The organism is Neobacillus bataviensis LMG 21833, from assembly GCF_000307875.1.
In the GTDB taxonomy this organism is placed as follows: Bacteria; Bacillota; Bacilli; order Bacillales; family Cytobacillaceae; genus Neobacillus; species Neobacillus bataviensis.
Genome location: NZ_AJLS01000003.1, coordinates 65,068 through 81,204 on the forward strand (window position 1 = coordinate 65,068; position 16,137 = coordinate 81,204).

The 16,137-nt window shown below is 38.7% G+C and carries 16 protein-coding genes; 2 read left to right on the forward strand and 14 right to left on the reverse strand.

Features of this window, described 5'->3' with window-relative positions; all coding sequences use genetic code 11:
* Window positions 1-465: 465 nt before the first annotated feature.
* The 13 genes from BABA_RS00635 to BABA_RS00695 all read right to left on the reverse strand — a co-directional run bounded on the left by BABA_RS00635 (window position 466) and on the right by BABA_RS00695 (window position 13,723).
* The gene (locus BABA_RS00635; protein ID WP_007083173.1) at window positions 466-1,614 is read right to left on the reverse strand and encodes an acyl-CoA dehydrogenase family protein; all 1,149 of its coding nucleotides are present in this window, start codon (window positions 1,612-1,614) and stop codon (window positions 466-468) included.
* A gap of 29 nt (window positions 1,615-1,643) precedes the next feature.
* Entirely contained in the window at window positions 1,644-2,702 is a 1,059-nt protein-coding gene (locus BABA_RS00640; protein WP_007083174.1) for a phosphotransferase family protein, read from the reverse strand.
* Window positions 2,677-3,891 (reverse strand): acyl-CoA dehydrogenase family protein, encoded by a 1,215-nt coding sequence (locus tag BABA_RS00645; protein WP_007083175.1) that lies wholly within the window; start codon window positions 3,889-3,891, stop codon window positions 2,677-2,679. The genes BABA_RS00640 and BABA_RS00645 overlap by 26 nt, the downstream gene beginning before the upstream one ends.
* Window positions 3,892-3,943: 52 nt before the next feature.
* Window positions 3,944-4,702: an SDR family NAD(P)-dependent oxidoreductase gene (locus tag BABA_RS00650; protein WP_007083176.1), complete on the reverse strand. Its 759-nt coding sequence runs from the start codon at window positions 4,700-4,702 to the stop codon at window positions 3,944-3,946.
* 85 nt (window positions 4,703-4,787) lie between these two features.
* Entirely contained in the window at window positions 4,788-6,401 is a 1,614-nt protein-coding gene (locus BABA_RS00655; RefSeq protein ID WP_007083177.1) for a class I adenylate-forming enzyme family protein, read from the reverse strand.
* Between the two features lie 34 nt (window positions 6,402-6,435).
* Entirely contained in the window at window positions 6,436-7,170 is a 735-nt protein-coding gene (locus BABA_RS00660) for an ABC transporter ATP-binding protein (protein WP_007083178.1), read from the reverse strand.
* Window positions 7,163-7,909, reverse strand: a complete 747-nt coding sequence (locus tag BABA_RS00665; RefSeq protein WP_007083179.1) for an ABC transporter ATP-binding protein — start codon at window positions 7,907-7,909, stop codon at window positions 7,163-7,165. The genes BABA_RS00660 and BABA_RS00665 overlap by 8 nt, the downstream gene beginning before the upstream one ends.
* Entirely contained in the window at window positions 7,884-8,840 is a 957-nt protein-coding gene (locus BABA_RS00670; protein ID WP_007083180.1) for a branched-chain amino acid ABC transporter permease, read from the reverse strand. Before BABA_RS00670 ends, BABA_RS00665 begins: the two co-directional genes overlap by 26 nt.
* Window positions 8,841-8,857: 17 nt before the next feature.
* Window positions 8,858-9,712 carry a branched-chain amino acid ABC transporter permease gene (locus tag BABA_RS00675; protein ID WP_007083181.1) on the reverse strand — a complete coding sequence of 285 codons (855 nt, stop codon included), beginning with the start codon at window positions 9,710-9,712 and terminating at the stop codon, window positions 8,858-8,860.
* Between the two features lie 65 nt (window positions 9,713-9,777).
* Window positions 9,778-10,668, reverse strand: a complete 891-nt coding sequence (locus BABA_RS00680) for an isocitrate lyase/PEP mutase family protein (protein WP_007083182.1) — start codon at window positions 10,666-10,668, stop codon at window positions 9,778-9,780.
* A gap of 23 nt (window positions 10,669-10,691) precedes the next feature.
* Window positions 10,692-11,894 (reverse strand): ABC transporter substrate-binding protein, encoded by a 1,203-nt coding sequence (locus BABA_RS00685; protein WP_007083183.1) that lies wholly within the window; start codon window positions 11,892-11,894, stop codon window positions 10,692-10,694.
* A 44-nt stretch (window positions 11,895-11,938) separates the two neighbouring features.
* Complete coding sequence (locus tag BABA_RS00690) at window positions 11,939-12,451, reverse strand: 3-isopropylmalate dehydratase small subunit (protein ID WP_007083184.1); 513 nt, start codon at window positions 12,449-12,451, stop codon at window positions 11,939-11,941.
* Window positions 12,452-12,472: 21 nt separating this feature from the next.
* Window positions 12,473-13,723 carry a 3-isopropylmalate dehydratase large subunit gene (locus BABA_RS00695; RefSeq protein ID WP_007083185.1) on the reverse strand — a complete coding sequence of 417 codons (1,251 nt, stop codon included), beginning with the start codon at window positions 13,721-13,723 and terminating at the stop codon, window positions 12,473-12,475.
* Between the two features lie 543 nt (window positions 13,724-14,266).
* On the opposite strand from BABA_RS00695, the gene BABA_RS00700 reads away from it, so the two are divergent.
* Window positions 14,267-14,896 (forward strand): TetR/AcrR family transcriptional regulator, encoded by a 630-nt coding sequence (locus BABA_RS00700; protein WP_007083186.1) that lies wholly within the window; start codon window positions 14,267-14,269, stop codon window positions 14,894-14,896.
* 66 nt (window positions 14,897-14,962) lie between these two features.
* Window positions 14,963-15,934: a phosphoglycerate dehydrogenase gene (locus BABA_RS00705; RefSeq protein ID WP_007083187.1), complete on the forward strand. Its 972-nt coding sequence runs from the start codon at window positions 14,963-14,965 to the stop codon at window positions 15,932-15,934.
* On the opposite strand, the gene BABA_RS26260 is transcribed toward BABA_RS00705, so the two are convergent.
* Complete coding sequence (locus tag BABA_RS26260; protein ID WP_083865218.1) at window positions 15,870-16,058, reverse strand: JAB domain-containing protein; 189 nt, start codon at window positions 16,056-16,058, stop codon at window positions 15,870-15,872. The genes BABA_RS00705 and BABA_RS26260 overlap by 65 nt on opposite strands.
* Between the last annotated feature and the right edge of the window lie 79 nt (window positions 16,059-16,137).

Sequence of the window (16,137 nt, forward strand, 5' to 3'; positions counted from 1 at the left end):
CTCGTTATACCCAAACCGTCTCTCGACATACTTCATCCCTAAAAAACCACTTATCCCCTTCTTTATCAACAAACGCAGCAAATCTAATCAATCATTTGATTAACAAGAAATTTACTAATTAATCGTTTGATTAGTTGTGTCCAAAACCCTTATGTAACACGAACTTAGGCCAGTTTGTGAGGAAATTTTCTGTCGATAACCGATCACACTCTTCGATAACTATCTTCAATAGTAACCTTTAAAAACTAGTAACCTACAAAATACTAAAATTAAAAAGGGATAGTTAGGAAAAACAAATTGACATCAATGGTTGCAAGGGTAATAAATTTTGAACAAAAAAATTATGTATTACTTTGACAAATAAATAAGACAGATTCTAACTAATTTGAGCTAGAATCTGTCTATTATTTTTTCTTTAAATAATCTAAAAAACTATACAAATTTCGTGCAGTGACAATGGGCCGTTCAATAAAGATGGATTCTAGCAATCTCCTCCAAAACGGTTTCTTTCTTTTGTAAGTCTAATCTGGCTAGACGGATTTCCTTATACCATCTTTCAATTGGCAGATCCCCGGCAAATCCGGTTCCCCCGTGAATTTGAAATGTGTCATCAATAATTTTTGCGGCAGTATCTACAGCAAATAATTTAGCCATTTTTGCATCAATCGCTCCGTCTATTTCTCCATTATCCACTTTTTTCGCAGCTTCTTGAACCATAAGTTTGGCAGCTTTTAGATTCATGACACCATTTGCAATCATCGTACGAATGGAAGGAAACTCAGCCAATGGTTTTCCTCTTGTAATACGCAGTTTCGCATAATCCTTTGCATATTGTAACGCCCTTTCTGAAATACCTAAACATCTGGCACCAAGAAGAATTTGAGATTCTGTCAACCACTGTTTCATCAATTGGGCACCTTCGCCGACAGCACCAATTCTCCTAATATCTTTAATGCGGACATCCTTAAAGAATAAATCGTGAGTGTTTTGGACATCAATCAACATTGTTTCCTTTATCTCAAACGGATCATCCTTTTCTAAAATAAATAAGGTTGGTTTTGCTTCTCCTTCTTGGCCGAGGCAGTTTACCAGGATGACTCCAAAACTCGATTGTTCCATTTTTTTAAGATAAGACTTTTGGCCGTTAATAATCCATTCATCTCCATTTTTAACAGCCGTACTTGTCAGCTTTTCAATGTGGTTATCCTCTTGTTCCTCCCATAAAGCAATAACGCACCCTGTGCCTTGTTGAACAGCAGGTTTTACATACGTTTCAATCTGTTCTTGCGTACATTTTTCCAAGAAACTTGGCAATTCCTCTCCAAAAGCATCTCCTGCAGGGTGATAGAGACCTAGACGGTGTTGAGATGCTTCTTCGTAGATGACAGTTCTTGCTAATAAAGATAATCCTGCACCACCCCAAGCTCTTTTTGCTCCTAAAGCTTTTAAGCCTGCTGCCCTTGCCTTTTCTTGGAGAGAACTGACATCATTCGCAGATAATTCCGTAACATATTTTTTATGGGACTGTTCCATCGTCTCTACTTGTTCTTTGACGAATGAGTTTACTGTCTTCTGTAAGATGGATAAATCTTTTTCAATTAACAAGCGTTCCATCAAATTTCCTCCTATCCAGTGAATATATATTATCGTAGAAACTCTTTTCTTTGAGCTCTCATGGCTTGTTGCATTATATTTTTAGCACCTTCTCCTAATTTTGCAAAACGATCATCCTTCGCTTCACCCATTTTCCAACGGTAATAGATTTGTTGAAGGATACCGGCAATTTTGTAGAATGCAAAGGTTAAGTAATAATCAAATTGATCAACATTCCTGCCACTTTGCCGCGCATACATTTCTAGCATTTCTCTCCTTGAAGCAAAACCTGTTTGTTTTGTTATAGAGGTTATTCCCGTGTAGGGGTCACCTTCTTCCTTCCAATAGGCAATCATCGAAGCAACATCTGTTAATGGATCACCAATCGTACTTAGCTCCCAATCAAAGAGTCCAACTACCTCAATAGGAAGTTTTGCCGAAAACATCATATTATTTAACTTAAAATCATTGTGAACAACGGTTGGTTCAGGAGAGACTGGAATATGGTTTACGAGCCATTTTTCAAGTTCTTCTACCCCTGCGATTTCATCTGTTTTAGTATTTTGGTATCTTCTAATCCACCCATGTACTTGGCGACTCAAATAACCTTCCGGATATCCTAATGTCTCAAGCCCCGCCTGGCGAATATCGATGTCATGTAGTTTTGTAAGTGTTTTAACTACAGCCTCTGATATTACCCGCCTTGACAAAGGATTGACTTCAAATTTTTCTGGTAAGGACTCATCGATCACAACTCCATCTTTTTTTTCCATGATATAAAAATGCCGTTTCATAATGCTTTCGTCCTCACAATAAAGATAAGGTTTTGGAGCAAGGGGAAAAGCCTGGTTTATTTTTAGCAATACCTCGTATTCTCTTTTCATATCATGGGCTTTTGGGGGGATTGGACCAAATGGAGGCCGTCTTAAAACAGCCTTCCACTCTCCAATTTTTATAAAGTATGTTAAATTAGAATACCCGGTAGAAAATTGTTGGACTTCAAGAGGAGATTCATCTAAAACAATATTTTGACTGCGAAGATAGTTTTCAATTCCATTCCAATTTATTTCCGCAGTGGATTCCTTATTTGGGGATGGAGGCTGTTTCATTTAATTGCTCCTTTGCTTGAAACTCTTTTAGGGCTTGCCTTGCTACTACCATACGGTGAACTTCATCTGCTCCATCATAAATTCGTGCCGCCCTTGCTTCACGATAAAGCTCTTCCAGCAGGGTATGAGGAGTTAGCCCATACATTCCTAGTGTTTGAATCGCGCGATCAAGGACGTTATTTAATACGTTTGCTCCATAAAATTTGATAAGTGACACTTCTTTGCGCGCCTGGTCTCCCTGATCCATTTTCCATGCAGCATGTATAGTTAGTAATCTTGCAGCCTGAATTTCTGCTTCTGAATCAGCGATAAAATTTTGAACCGTCTGCGAATCGGCTAGAGTTTTATCACCTTCTTTTTTCTGCAAAGAAAAGGATATCATTTCATTGAGGGCACGACGGGCAACTCCTAGCCATCTCATTGCATGGGTAATTCTTCCTGGACCAAGCCGCAGTTGAGCCAATTTAAAACCTTCACCACGGTTACCAAGCATGCTTATCTCCGGAACCCGGCAATCATTGAACCGAACCTCACAATGCCCGCCAGGATAGTGATCACCCATAACTGGTACTTCTCTAACAATTTCAAATCCAGGATTATCGGTGTCAACAATGAAAAGGCTTGTTCGCTTATGCTTTTCGGCATCAGGATCAGTGACAACCATTGCTATACAAAAGGCTGCTCCTACAGCACCCGTTGTATACCATTTATGAGCATTAATAATCCATTCATTTCCTTCTTTAACCGCTATCCCTTGAAGTGTCGTTGGATCCGAACCGGAGACTTCAGGCTCAGTCATCCCAAAACAGGAGCGAATTTCCCCGTCTGCTAGGGGCTGTAAATATTTACTTTTTTGTTCAGCTGTTGCCGCATGCCATAAAATTTCACCATTTCCTGCATCTGGTGCCATAGACCCGAACACATATGGCCCTATTGGACTTTGGCCAATCACTTCAGACAGGAGACCAAGGGAAACAAAACCTTTTCCCATTCCCCCTATTTCTTTAGGAAGATGGGCTGCCCATAAACCTTTTTCCTTCACCATTTGTTGTAATGGCTTTAAAACGTCCCCAGGTAATCCACGATGTGGAACCATATATTTTTCATTTGGATAGACGTATTTTTCCATTATTTCAGTTGCTTCAGCCAACATTCTTTTTTGCTCTTCACTTTCGGCGAAATCAAACATACTTTATCACTCCTTCTATCGAACGTAATCATATCAACCGCTAAATTCCTTTCTACTGAGCTAACCAGCCGCCATCAACATAAACGGTTTGTCCGGTCATATAGTTACTTGCGTCTGAAGCCAGGAATATAGCGGCACCTGACAATTCATCAGGGTTGCCCAATCGCTTCATTGGTGTTTTACCGACAATTTTTGATCGAACCTTTGGATTGCTTAATTCATCCCTATTCATATCCGTTTCGATATAGGATGGCCCGATTGCATTTACCTGTATTCCGTATCGCACCCATTCCAGGGCAAGCGAACGGGTTAGGTTGATTACTGCTGCCTTGCTTGCTGTATACGGGGCTATACCAACCTCACCAACAGCACCGGCAACAGAGGCAAGATTGATTATTTTCCCATAACCTTGTTCTTTCATTATCCTCCCAGCTGCCTGACAGCAGAAAAAGAGCGATTTTACATTCAGATCCATAACGTTGTCCCAATCCTCTTCCTTTAGATCAAAGGCAGACTCTGTATGGGAAACTCCTGCGTTGTTGATAAAAATATCCATCTTCCCAAACTGGCTTACTACCTCCGCTACCATCTCATTAATGGCGGGAATGTCTCGAAGGTCGGTCGAAAAACTTGCGGCTTTTCTTCCGAATTTCTGAATTTCCCGTACAACTTCGTTATTTTTTTCCTCACTTCTTCCAATAATGACAATATCAGCTCCCGCATTGGCCAAAGCTAATGCCATCGCTCTTCCTAGCCCCCGGTTACCGCCAGTTATTACAGCTACCTTATTTTCAAGATTGAACAGTTTCACTTAACCAACAACCCTTCTCTGAATCTTGTAACCTCAAGCTTCCTTCCTGTTTATAAACCACTGAACTTTTTCTTGAATTCCCTTACTAATTGATAATAGAATAAGATTTTCTTAGAGTATGTTTTAGGACTTTTCCTCCTGCATTACGAGGAAGTTGCTCTAAAAATTCTACATATTTGGGGATTTTATATTTTGCTAGTTTTGTTTTGCAAAATTCTTTTACCTCATCCTCTGTTACTGATTCACCTGGCTTTAAAACAATTGCTGCTATCACCTGTTCCCCATATTTCTCGTCCACCGCACCAAATACTGTGGCTTCCAGTACTTTAGGGAATGAATATAAAATATTCTCTACTTCAATACTGTATATTTTTTCACCGCCACGGTTGATTATGTCTTTTTTCCGATCAACAATGTATACGTAACCTTCTTCATCCATTTTTGCCAGATCCCCGGTTCTTAGCCATCCATCTTTAATTGCTTTACTTGTTGCTTGTTGATTTTCCCAATATCCCATCATTATTTTTGATCCTCTAACTGCAAGCTCACCTATTTGGTTCGGTTCTAGTGAAGCTCCCTTTTCATCAACGATTTTACATTCTACAAGCGGTACAGGCAGACCAATAGAATCAGGTTTTCTTAAAGCATCCTCATCAGGAAGCAACGTATCTAATCCATGCCCTTCTGTTAACCCGTACCCATTGTGAATCTTTGCTTGAGGAATTTTTTCTCTAAGTAATTTAATTAACGAAACAGGGGCTGGTGCTCCGCCATAAAGTAAAGCCCGAACTTGTCTAAAATGATCTGGATTAAATTGAGGAGACGAAAGAATAAACCAATAAATAGTTGGTACCCCAACTAGAATGGTTGGTTTATAATGTCCAATTAAATCTATCGCAATATCAGTTTTAAAGGTTCTCATGAGATATACAGGAATTCCCCGATAGATTGATCCTAAAAACTGCAGCATACCTGTAATGTGAAAAATAGGAATGGCTAAAAGTGTGCTGTCTTCTTGTTGCAGTTGAAAGGTACAGGCAAAATTCATTCCGGTGCCAATTAGGCCGCGATGTGTCAGAACGGCACCTTTCGGAGTTCCGGTCGTACCAGAGGTATATAAAATGGAACATGCCTGAGTTTCTTTCACTGGGATAAAGACTTGTTCACCATTATATGGCTTAAGAAGAGTATCAAAACTTAAAATTGCCGGTTCATCAGGAATCTCTCCTGAAATAAAAATACTTTCTATGGAAGGAATTTGATTCTTTATCAATATAATTTGCGACCAAAATTCATCCTCCATAATTAATATTTTAGATTTTGAATTTTCTATTTCATGGATGATTTCATGGCCTGTTAATCTAGTATTTAATGGCACTGAAATAGCCCCGATTTGAGCAATAGCAAAAAAGCAAATAGGGAAATGAAAACCATTGCCAAATAATACAGCAACTCTATCTCCCGGCTTGACTCCGTAATGATTTGTTAAATTATACGCAACACGATTTACTCTTTCGCCAACCTGAGCATAGGTAAGTTGTTGGTCTTCATAAACTAAAGCCAGCCGATCTGGAAACAGGTTAACTGTCTTCCAAAACATTTCTGCGATATTTGCTGACCGATTTTTAAAAACTGGAAGTTGTTCATTATCTTTAACTACCTGAAATTCCTCTGATAAATTCTGAATCCAATAGGACACTTTTTTTTCCACCTCTACCAATTAATAAAGTTTTCTATGCCTTTAAACCCATATACTTGGCACTAAGCTCATCGATGGTCACGGAATCAGCTTCTCCAGTCCAAATAAAATGCCCTTTTTGCATGACACTCATTTGATCCGCAATTCTTAAGACATATCCTATCTCTTGGTCGCAAATTAAAATTCCCATATCATGTTCCGCTTGATCTAATAATCTCCTGATGCTTTCGTAAACATCCATACGCAATTTAGGTGATAATCCCATTCCAGGTTCATCCAATAACAATAATGAAGGTCTGCTCATCATCGCTCTCGCAATCGCAAGCATTTGTTGTTCGCCCCCACTGAGCATCCCTGCCTGCTTATTCAGCCTCGTTTCCAAAATTGGAAATAGATTTAGCAAATAATCTAATTCATTCGCTTTTTTCTTAATTCCTAAAATCCCGATGCTTAAATTTTCCTTTACGGTTAAATCCCCAAATATGGCCCTGCCTTGAGGAACATGGGCGATACCAGACTTAAATCGGTTGGTCTTTGCAGTAAAGGACATATTGTTAAATTTTAATGATCCCGAATATTGTGCAGTTCCATAGATTCCTCTTAATAATGAAGTTTTTCCAGCTCCATTCGCCCCAATGATTGCAAACACTTTCCCCTTTGGAAGCTGAAAAGAAACATTATCCACTGCTTGCATTTTTCCGTAAAAAACAGATAGCTTACTGACTTCCAGTAAATGATCAACTTTTTCAATCGTTTGAGTTTTATCCATTACTTTCACCTATCCATGCCTGGATTACTTCCTTTCTTTGAAAAACCTCTTCGGGACATCCTGTACATAAAAGCTCCCCGCTTTGTAAAACAACAACATTTTGGCAAAGAGTAGATACGAAATTCACATCATGTTCAACTACCAATAAACTAAAATTAAACTCACTTTGCTTCCTAAGAATCATTTCAATCATTCTGCTTTTCTCAAAATCATTTAACCCTGCTGCCGGCTCATCCAAAATTAATATACTGGGGCGTTGAATGAGAGCACATAAGAATTCAACTATTTTCTGTTGACCATATGACAGGTCACTGACAATATCGCCTAACTCTATCGTTTCATTTTCAAGTAATTTTAGAGCTTCTCGTTTTACTTCCCTTTCTAACTTAATAATGTTTTTCATATTTGTTTCAAATGATCGGTGTGCTGCAATATAGAAATTATCTAAAACTGTTAATTCATTAAATAATCCCAAATTTTGAAATGTCCTGATAATCTTGTATTTCGGTAAATCCTGTGGATTTTCCTTATTCAGTAACTTATCGGCGAAAGTTATTTCACCCTGGTACCGTTTTTCAAACTGGGTAATGCAATTGATGACAGATGTTTTTCCCGCACCATTTGGTCCGACTAGTCCGATTCGCTCGCCCTCTGATAATGAAAATGAAACATCATTTAGTATCGATACTCCACCAATATTTAAATGGATTTGGTTAACTTGCAACTGGTTTGCTTTCATTTACTGCAACTCTCCTCCTTTTCCATAATAGCGATAGAATCCCAATAAGCCCTGAAGGAAATAACAATAAAATAACACCCATACCAATACCTAATCCAAGCTGCTGCCATTGAGCCAGCCCTATTACATTAAATAAAGCTGGAACCATTACAACAAAGGCAGCTCCCAAAAGGGAACCAGCAATACTTCCCCTTCCTCCTACAATCGCCATAATTAAAAAGTTGACACTGATCATTATTTGAAAAAGTTCAGGCGTGATGTAACCAACCACTACACCATACAAACTTCCAGAAATAGAAGTTAAAACTGCACTAAGAACAAATGCAAGAACCTTATACTTTACAACATCAATCCCCCGCGCTACCGCTCCATGGTCAGACAATCTCGTCGCGTGAAAAGCCCTTCCAATGAAGGAGTTCGCAATAAGTGTAGAGACAAATCCTATTATGGATACAACGATAATGATGATTGCAACCTCCATACTGCTTCCATTTTCCTTTTCAACTAAAGGTAGAATGGACAAGCCCCCTGTTCCGCCGGTAATCTCCATGCCTTTAGTAATCTGAAGAAATAAAAGTGGTAATGCAAGTGTCCCTACAGCTAAATAAATATCTTTTACCCTGATGGTTAAAAAACCAACGATAAAGGCTATCACCCCAGATAAGACGGCACCAGCGATAATCGATAAGGTACTATTGATTCCTAAGCTTTGCAATACGCCAAAGACATAGGCCCCAATACCGAAAAATGCCGCATTTCCTAAAGAAATTTGCTCAGTATATCCTGTTAAAAAATTCATTCCAATAGATGCGAGAGAATAGACAGCAATAAGACCGAGCAAATAACCGAAATAAGGAGGCAGAATAAATGAAGCGATGATTCCCAAGACCAGTAAGAAAACCCAACTTATGATTTGTGTCTTAATCGACATATAATTCAGCTCCTCCTTTAAACCCGTTTTTCACGAATGGATGAAAATAATCCTTCCGGTTTAATGACTAGTACAACCAGAACTATTAGAATTGGAATAATTTCTCGTGAGATGCTCCCGAACAAACCTCCCGTAATACTTTGGACAACTCCCAATAATAAACATCCAAAATAGATACCCTTGGGATTATTTAGTCCCCCAAGGACCGCTCCAATTAATGCAACCATAAAAGGTGTCCCCATTAAGTTATGGGTTAGAAGCAATTTTGGAGCTGCTATTAATCCTGTGATTCCACCAATAAAACCAGACAATATAGCTGTTATCATGACTATTTTACCAACTGAAATCCCGATAGATAATGCATGGGACTGATTACTTTTAATGGCACGTATCCCTACTCCCCACGAAGATTTCATGACAAAGTAATGCAGCAAAATGGCTATTAACGCTGTCACAATAAAAATGACCGCATCCCAGGAACTGATTATCGATAAATTCATTTTTGGAATGGGTGCTTTTGGAAAGGTATGATCCTGTGTACTTAAACCGACAGTTAATATTGGAAAAATGATATACATTGACGCTGTACCAATTGTTGAGATAATCGATCCATGTTTTAGTAGTGGCATGACCAGAATTTTGGTAATCAATACAGTAAAGATAACGGTTATGACAATGATTTCAATCACAGTAATAAGATAAGAGGTGTGAAACCATTCCATGGTGATAATCCCAACATACATCGAAAAGGTGATTGTCTCACCAATAGCAAAATTAACTACACCAGTCGTCATAAAGAGAGTGCTAATCGCAAAACCAATCAGGGCATAAATGGAACCATATATAAGACCATCTAATATTAGCTGCAACATATTATTTATCGTACCTCCTTATATATATGCCAGCCCCAGATGATATCCAACTGGGGCTAATTCCATTACCGTCCAAACACTTTCTTCTCATCAGGAAGGTACTTTGCCTCCATTTCACTTATGGCAGGCATTCCAAGGAATTGAACTAAACGCGTGTGGTTGGTCTGCTCGACCGGCATATTTCTCATTGTTTTTTTCATTGCAATGTGTTTTACTGCGTTTGTTGCTGCGGCATGGGCGGCATTAACAGTAGCCAAAGCAAAATGGGCAATTTTCGGGCCGATATATTCAATTTCTTCAAAGGTTAATTGTTCCAGCCAACCTACTATCACGAGTGAAACTGGAGCATCAACGCTTTTTACAAATTCCCTCATTTGTTCTTTCGTATTAAACGCTTTCGAAATTGGCTGGACAAGATCTGCCCCTGCATCACGATAAAGTTTCGCTCTTCTAATTGCTTCCTCTGGATTCATGGCATCTGTCCTGGCGATGATAACCGTATCTTGATTGATTCTTCCATCCGCAGCTGCCCTAATCTTACCAACTGCTTCTTCTACTGGTAAGATACTATTGGTTTCATCAACACAGATCGGACATCTTTTCGGACTGATCTGATCCTCAATGATTACTCCGGCAGCGCCAGCACGCTCAAACTCTTGTATCGACCGAATGATACTAACTGCATTGCCATAGCCTGTATCGATATCGGCAATCACTGGTTTGTTAACTACGGCACATGCATTATGAACTACATACACATTATCTGATCTCGTATAGAGCTCGGCATCCGGCAGCCCTAACTGATGGGCAGAAATCGCAAATCCGCTGGTTAAAATGCCATCAATGTGTTCTGTTTGATCAGCGATTTTAGCCATTAAGGCATCTCCCACTCCTACAGTTGTAAAAATAGAATTTTCTCTTAGTTTCCTTCTTAATTCCTGTCCAGTTGAAGCCATATTATCATCTCTCCTTCTCGTTACTAATTTTCTTCTGGTACGAATAACCCATCTTTCAGGATAATAATCGATTCGGTTGTTTGCCCGCGTCGTGAATTGTCCCCATCATCTAAAGCGCCAAATGAAATCGGATCCCCAATCTTTTGGTCAAAATTCTTGATTTTCTCCGTTGCTTTAAGGATGGCTTCCGGTGTGAGGTCATCGCCTGCATTTTTAGCGGCTTCCACAAAAACTAAGGCTGCAGAAGTACCCATTAATGAATTGTTAGATGGATTTGCTAAGTTATATTTTGCATGCAGGTCACGGATCCACTGCATATTGTCTGCTGTTATTGGAAAATAACTGCTGCAGCTAATAATTCCATCGCCATTCTCCCCCACTAACTTAATCCATTCAGGACTATTCAGTCCGGATGGACCTAACATCGCAGGTTTGAAATTTTCATCCGCAGCAGAATTCACAAAGGATGCTGCCTGGCTGCCTAATGCATATAGAATGACTACATCCGGTTTTGCTTCTTTAATTCTGTGCAATTGGGTAGACATCTCACTTGCTTTCGGTTCAAAAGTCTCAACGGCAACAAATTCCATACCATATGATTTCATTTTTTCTTGAGAAAATTTAAAAGCAGGTTCACCCCAGCTGTCGTTTTGGTAAACAAATGCGATTCTTTTTGCCTTTAATTTCTTCACTGCATATTCCACCAAGGTCGGCCCTTCTACCGATTGTGGAGCAGGTAAGGCAAATAATGACTTTTGTGGAGGATCTGAAATGGCATCAGAGATACTTAACGCCCCAACTACAGGATAATTTTTAGGATTCAGAAATTTCGCCGCAGACTTTAACCCTTCCGTTCCTAAGCTTCCTACAATGGCTAATGCTTTTTCGTTATCTACTAAATACCTTGTATTAGCTAAATGCTTAGAGGGATCATAGGCATCATCCATTGGAATAAATTTAATGGGCCGCCCATTAATTCCTCCATCATCATTTGTTTGGTTGACAATTCCCTGAATTCCATCCGCTACTTCTTTCCCCATGTATCCCAATGTTCCTGAAAGTGGGAGGGAAGCCCCTATGACAATCGGGTCTTTACCCGTATTGACCGTTTTACTGGTTGTTCCTGATTGAGCGCCACCCGGCTTTTTATCAGCACAACCGGCTAAAAATAAGATGATAATCAAAAAGCTTAAACAAAATAGCTGCTTGGCAGATCTTTTTTTCATTCTTTTTACCCCCTTTTTTGATTGAAAGGATTTTTATTTCCCCATTATGTGGCAGACAACCTATTTGCTCGTAAGTAGTTGATAATACCCCCGTATTTAACCATTTCCTTTGTCTTTTGAGGAATCGGTAAACACTTCACGGATATTCCCTTACTTTCGTTTTTGATTATATCTTGGTCCCAATCCAAAGTGATTGCATCCCATCTCGATACGTGCTTTAAAATGTCAGGACACTCCACTAAAGGAAATCCATTGGACGTCTCTCCCCGATAAAAACCAGGCGCAAATGACTCTGCAATCACGCCGCTAATTCCCAATGCCCTTAATGCAATAAAAGCCGGATAATGCGGATGGCCATAGCCAAAGTTTTCACCGCCAATGAGTAGATCTCCCGGCTTCACTTTTTTAGCAAAGTCAGCGTCATAATCTTTCATACAGACAGATTTTAAGATTTCTATATCTTTGATTTTTATATTCGATACGCCTACGATTAAATCGATATCAAAATTAGGTTCAGTAAATATCCAAGCTGCCCTTCCTTTAATAACCGGAAGCATAATGTTCCTCCTTACCCATTTTTAAAAAAATTCCCTAGGATCCGTGATTTTCCCAAAGATGGATGATGCGGCAATGGTGTATGGACTGGCTGTATAAATATTTGCTTTCGTACTCCCCATTCTGCCAGGAATATTTAAGGTTCCTGTCGACAGAGATGATTCTCCATCAGCTAAAGCACCTAACCGTCCCACACAAAAGTCACAGCTTGGAAAACTAACAAGTGCTCCTGCTTCCACTAACTGAGCAGTAATGCCCATCTTCGAAATCATTGCTTGAATTTCCGTAGAGGTCGGCACTGCATTTAAACGAAAACCATCCTTGACTTTCCTACCTTTTAATATAGTAGCAGCCTGTTCAAAATCTTTTACTCTACCGCTTGCACATGACCCTATATAACCTGAGTGGATTGGAGTGCCCAAAACATCTCTGATAGGAACGGTATTGGCAGGAGACGGCGGAACGACAATGACCGGTTCAATTTCCGTTAAATTAATGGGAACGACTCTTTCATAATGTGCCTTGTCATCTGGAACGACTTCTTCATATCCAGGTAAAGCTCGTTCACGGAAAAAGTTGTAAACCCTTTCATCTGTCTCCATAATAGACGAGATTCCTCCAAGAAACATAGCCTGATTACATAGGGTCATCCGTTCATCCATATCCAGAGACCTTAAACCCTTCCCTCCATATTCAATGACGCAGGCTCTCGCACCCGCCGGCCCTATCCGTTGAACGATGGTATGAAAGACATCTCTAGCTGTAACACCGGGCTGTAAGGTTCCTTCCAATTCAATTCGGACTGTACCAGGGACAACTAAAGATACTTGTTCTGTGGCGATTGCTTCAATCATACTGTTTCTGATGCCAATCCCAAGACAACCTAAAGCTCCAACTGTACTGATATGGCCATCAAAATGTACAACGAACTGATAAGGTCGGGCATATCCCATTTCCATTATGACTTGATGACCAATTCCCCTTCCTTCAACAAGCTTGATTCCATTTTCCTTGGCAAATCTCCTTGTTCCTTGATGTAATTCCTGTTCTTTTGCAGAAGAGGCTGGGACAAAATGATCAATAAAGAAAATATACTTTTCTTTGTTAGAAACTCTATTAATACCCAATTCTCTTAACTGGTCTTCATATTTGTCGATATATCCCGGATAATCATAGGCTGTGATAATATCGGGTGAAAATAACGCTTCGTCTCCGGCATTCACCGATTTGCTAAGGTTTTTTGATAAAATCTTTTCAACAATTGTTTTTCCCATACATTTCTCCTTTCATTTTTCTCAAAAAGTCTTATTCTGACAGCCCCTGTATTCCTGATTCATGTTGACTTACCGAATCCAGTCATTGACTCGATTCATTTAATAACTAAAGTATACCGTCAAGTCCTTTTATCAGTCAATACGAAAAATTTTATATTTTCTGATTACTAATCTTAAAAGTTATCTTAGGATATCGAATAAACACCCATCTCCTAATGAAGGTTTCAACACCCATGATGAATTACTCCGCTTTTACTCTCTCAAAATTATTATTTTAAAGTGTAAAAAAAACAACAAAATTTTATCGACCTTGGTCATTGACTCTGGTTGATTTATATTTTCCTTTCATGTAAAATCAATTTTAACATGACTATCTTTCAACTATTTACCCTTGCAAGTTGCCTGGATTTTGTTCTATTAACCTCGTAAGGAAAGCCCTTTCATACTATCATGACCTTTTGGTATAAATAGATATGCTGTAGACCAGTTTCACCTTATGAATAAAAATCAGAAATTATCAGATTGGAAAAGGGGAAATGTAAAATGTCCAAAAAAATGACATCGCGCCAATTGAAAGCGCTTGAAACGAAGAAAGCCATTTATGAATCTGCTTTGAAACTGTTTAAGGAAAAAGGGTTTGATAATGTACTAATCGAGGATGTTACTTCTAGCGCCGGTACTTCAAAAGGATCTTTTTATACTTACTTTAAATCTAAGGATGAAGTATTTATCGAGTATTATAAAAATATCGATGATTTATATGAAAAGTCCCATATGAACGTTAAAAATAACCCATCTCCCCACGAAAAATTAGTCTACGTATTAACCGAAGGAATCAAGTATTTAGAAACATTAGGGACAGAAATATTAACGATTGTTTTATTAAATCAACTTTCCCAAAAGGAAAAAATCCCGTTTGTTGTCAATGAAAATAGAACAATCAATAGAATTGTTAAGGAAATAATAGAAGAGGGTCAAGAATGTAATATGTTCCGCCGAGATTTAAATTCGAATGAGCTAACTTTTCTCGTTCTTCAGTATTATAAAGGTATTTTTCTAGATTGGTGCCTACTAAAAGGTGAGTTTAATTTTAAAAGTGTGGGAGAAAAAGGACTAAGGTGTTTAATAAATGGAATGACTGTTTCTAAAGAATTGGAAGTTGAACATAACTGATTGATTAACTACAAGACATTACTATATACGACTAATTTTCTATTGGTATAGAAGGAGTGAAACGTAATGTATAAAATTATTTCAACCTCACCGACATTTGGTAAATATTCAAAAAAGCCGCTTGAATTACTAAGTAGGAATCATTGCGAGGTTACCTTTTTGTCAAACCAAACCCCCTTTTTTAAAACTGACTTTATAGAAGCACTGAAAGAGGCAGATGGATTAATTCTTGGATTTGAAAATATTACTGATGAGATACTTTCAAACGCACCAAAATTGAAAATCATCGCAAAGCATGGAACAGGTGTCGATAATATTGATATTGTTGCAGCACAAAAAAGAGGGATTGTTGTTGCAAATGCCCAAGGGGCTAACCGCCATGCAGTAGCGGACTTTGTTTTTGGCACTATGTTGTCCATTTCAAGAAAGATTTGTGAATCAAGCAATCTTGTAAAAAGAGGAGATTGGCAGAGTATTATTGGGAATGATATTTATGGAAAAACATTAGGGGTGATTGGAACGGGGAAAATAGGTAAAGAAGTTATACGCAGAGCAAAAGGTTTTAATATGGATATCCTTGCCTTTGATCTCTATCCTGACCGTACACTAGAGCAATTAAATTTAGTAAAATACGTTTCTTTTGATGAACTCATCGGCACTGCTGATATTATTACTATTCATGCGGATTTAAGTAATAAATCAGCTTCTATGATAGGAAAAAGCGAGTTTGACAGAATGAAAAAGGAGGCATTGTTGATAAATACAGCACGGGGAGGCATTGTGGATGAAGATGCATTATATGAGGCACTTTATTCAAAAAAGATTAAAGGCGCTGCCCTAGACGTATTTCAAACTGAACCTCTAGGAAATCATAAACTGTTAGAGCTTGACAATTTTTTTGCTACTCCACATATTGCCGGTTATTCCGAAGAGGCATTAGTTGAAGTCGGATTCATCACGGCGAGAAATATTATCAATGTTTTGTCGGGTCTCGATGCAGAATATGAAGTATCACCTTGCGAGGGTGGACTAAACTAGCATTCAAGCTTCCAACATGAGCCCTATGTAGCCCAACTACCTGATTTTTTGTATTAAACCTCAGCACAAGAAGTACTTCTTGGTTTTCATCCGCAATGTAAGAGGCAGCAAATTTTTGACCCATCTTCCGGGGGACGAATGACTACTGCGCAAAGGGTTGATTCCTTAATTTCTTGTTTAATTCGTAAGCGTCAAATATTACC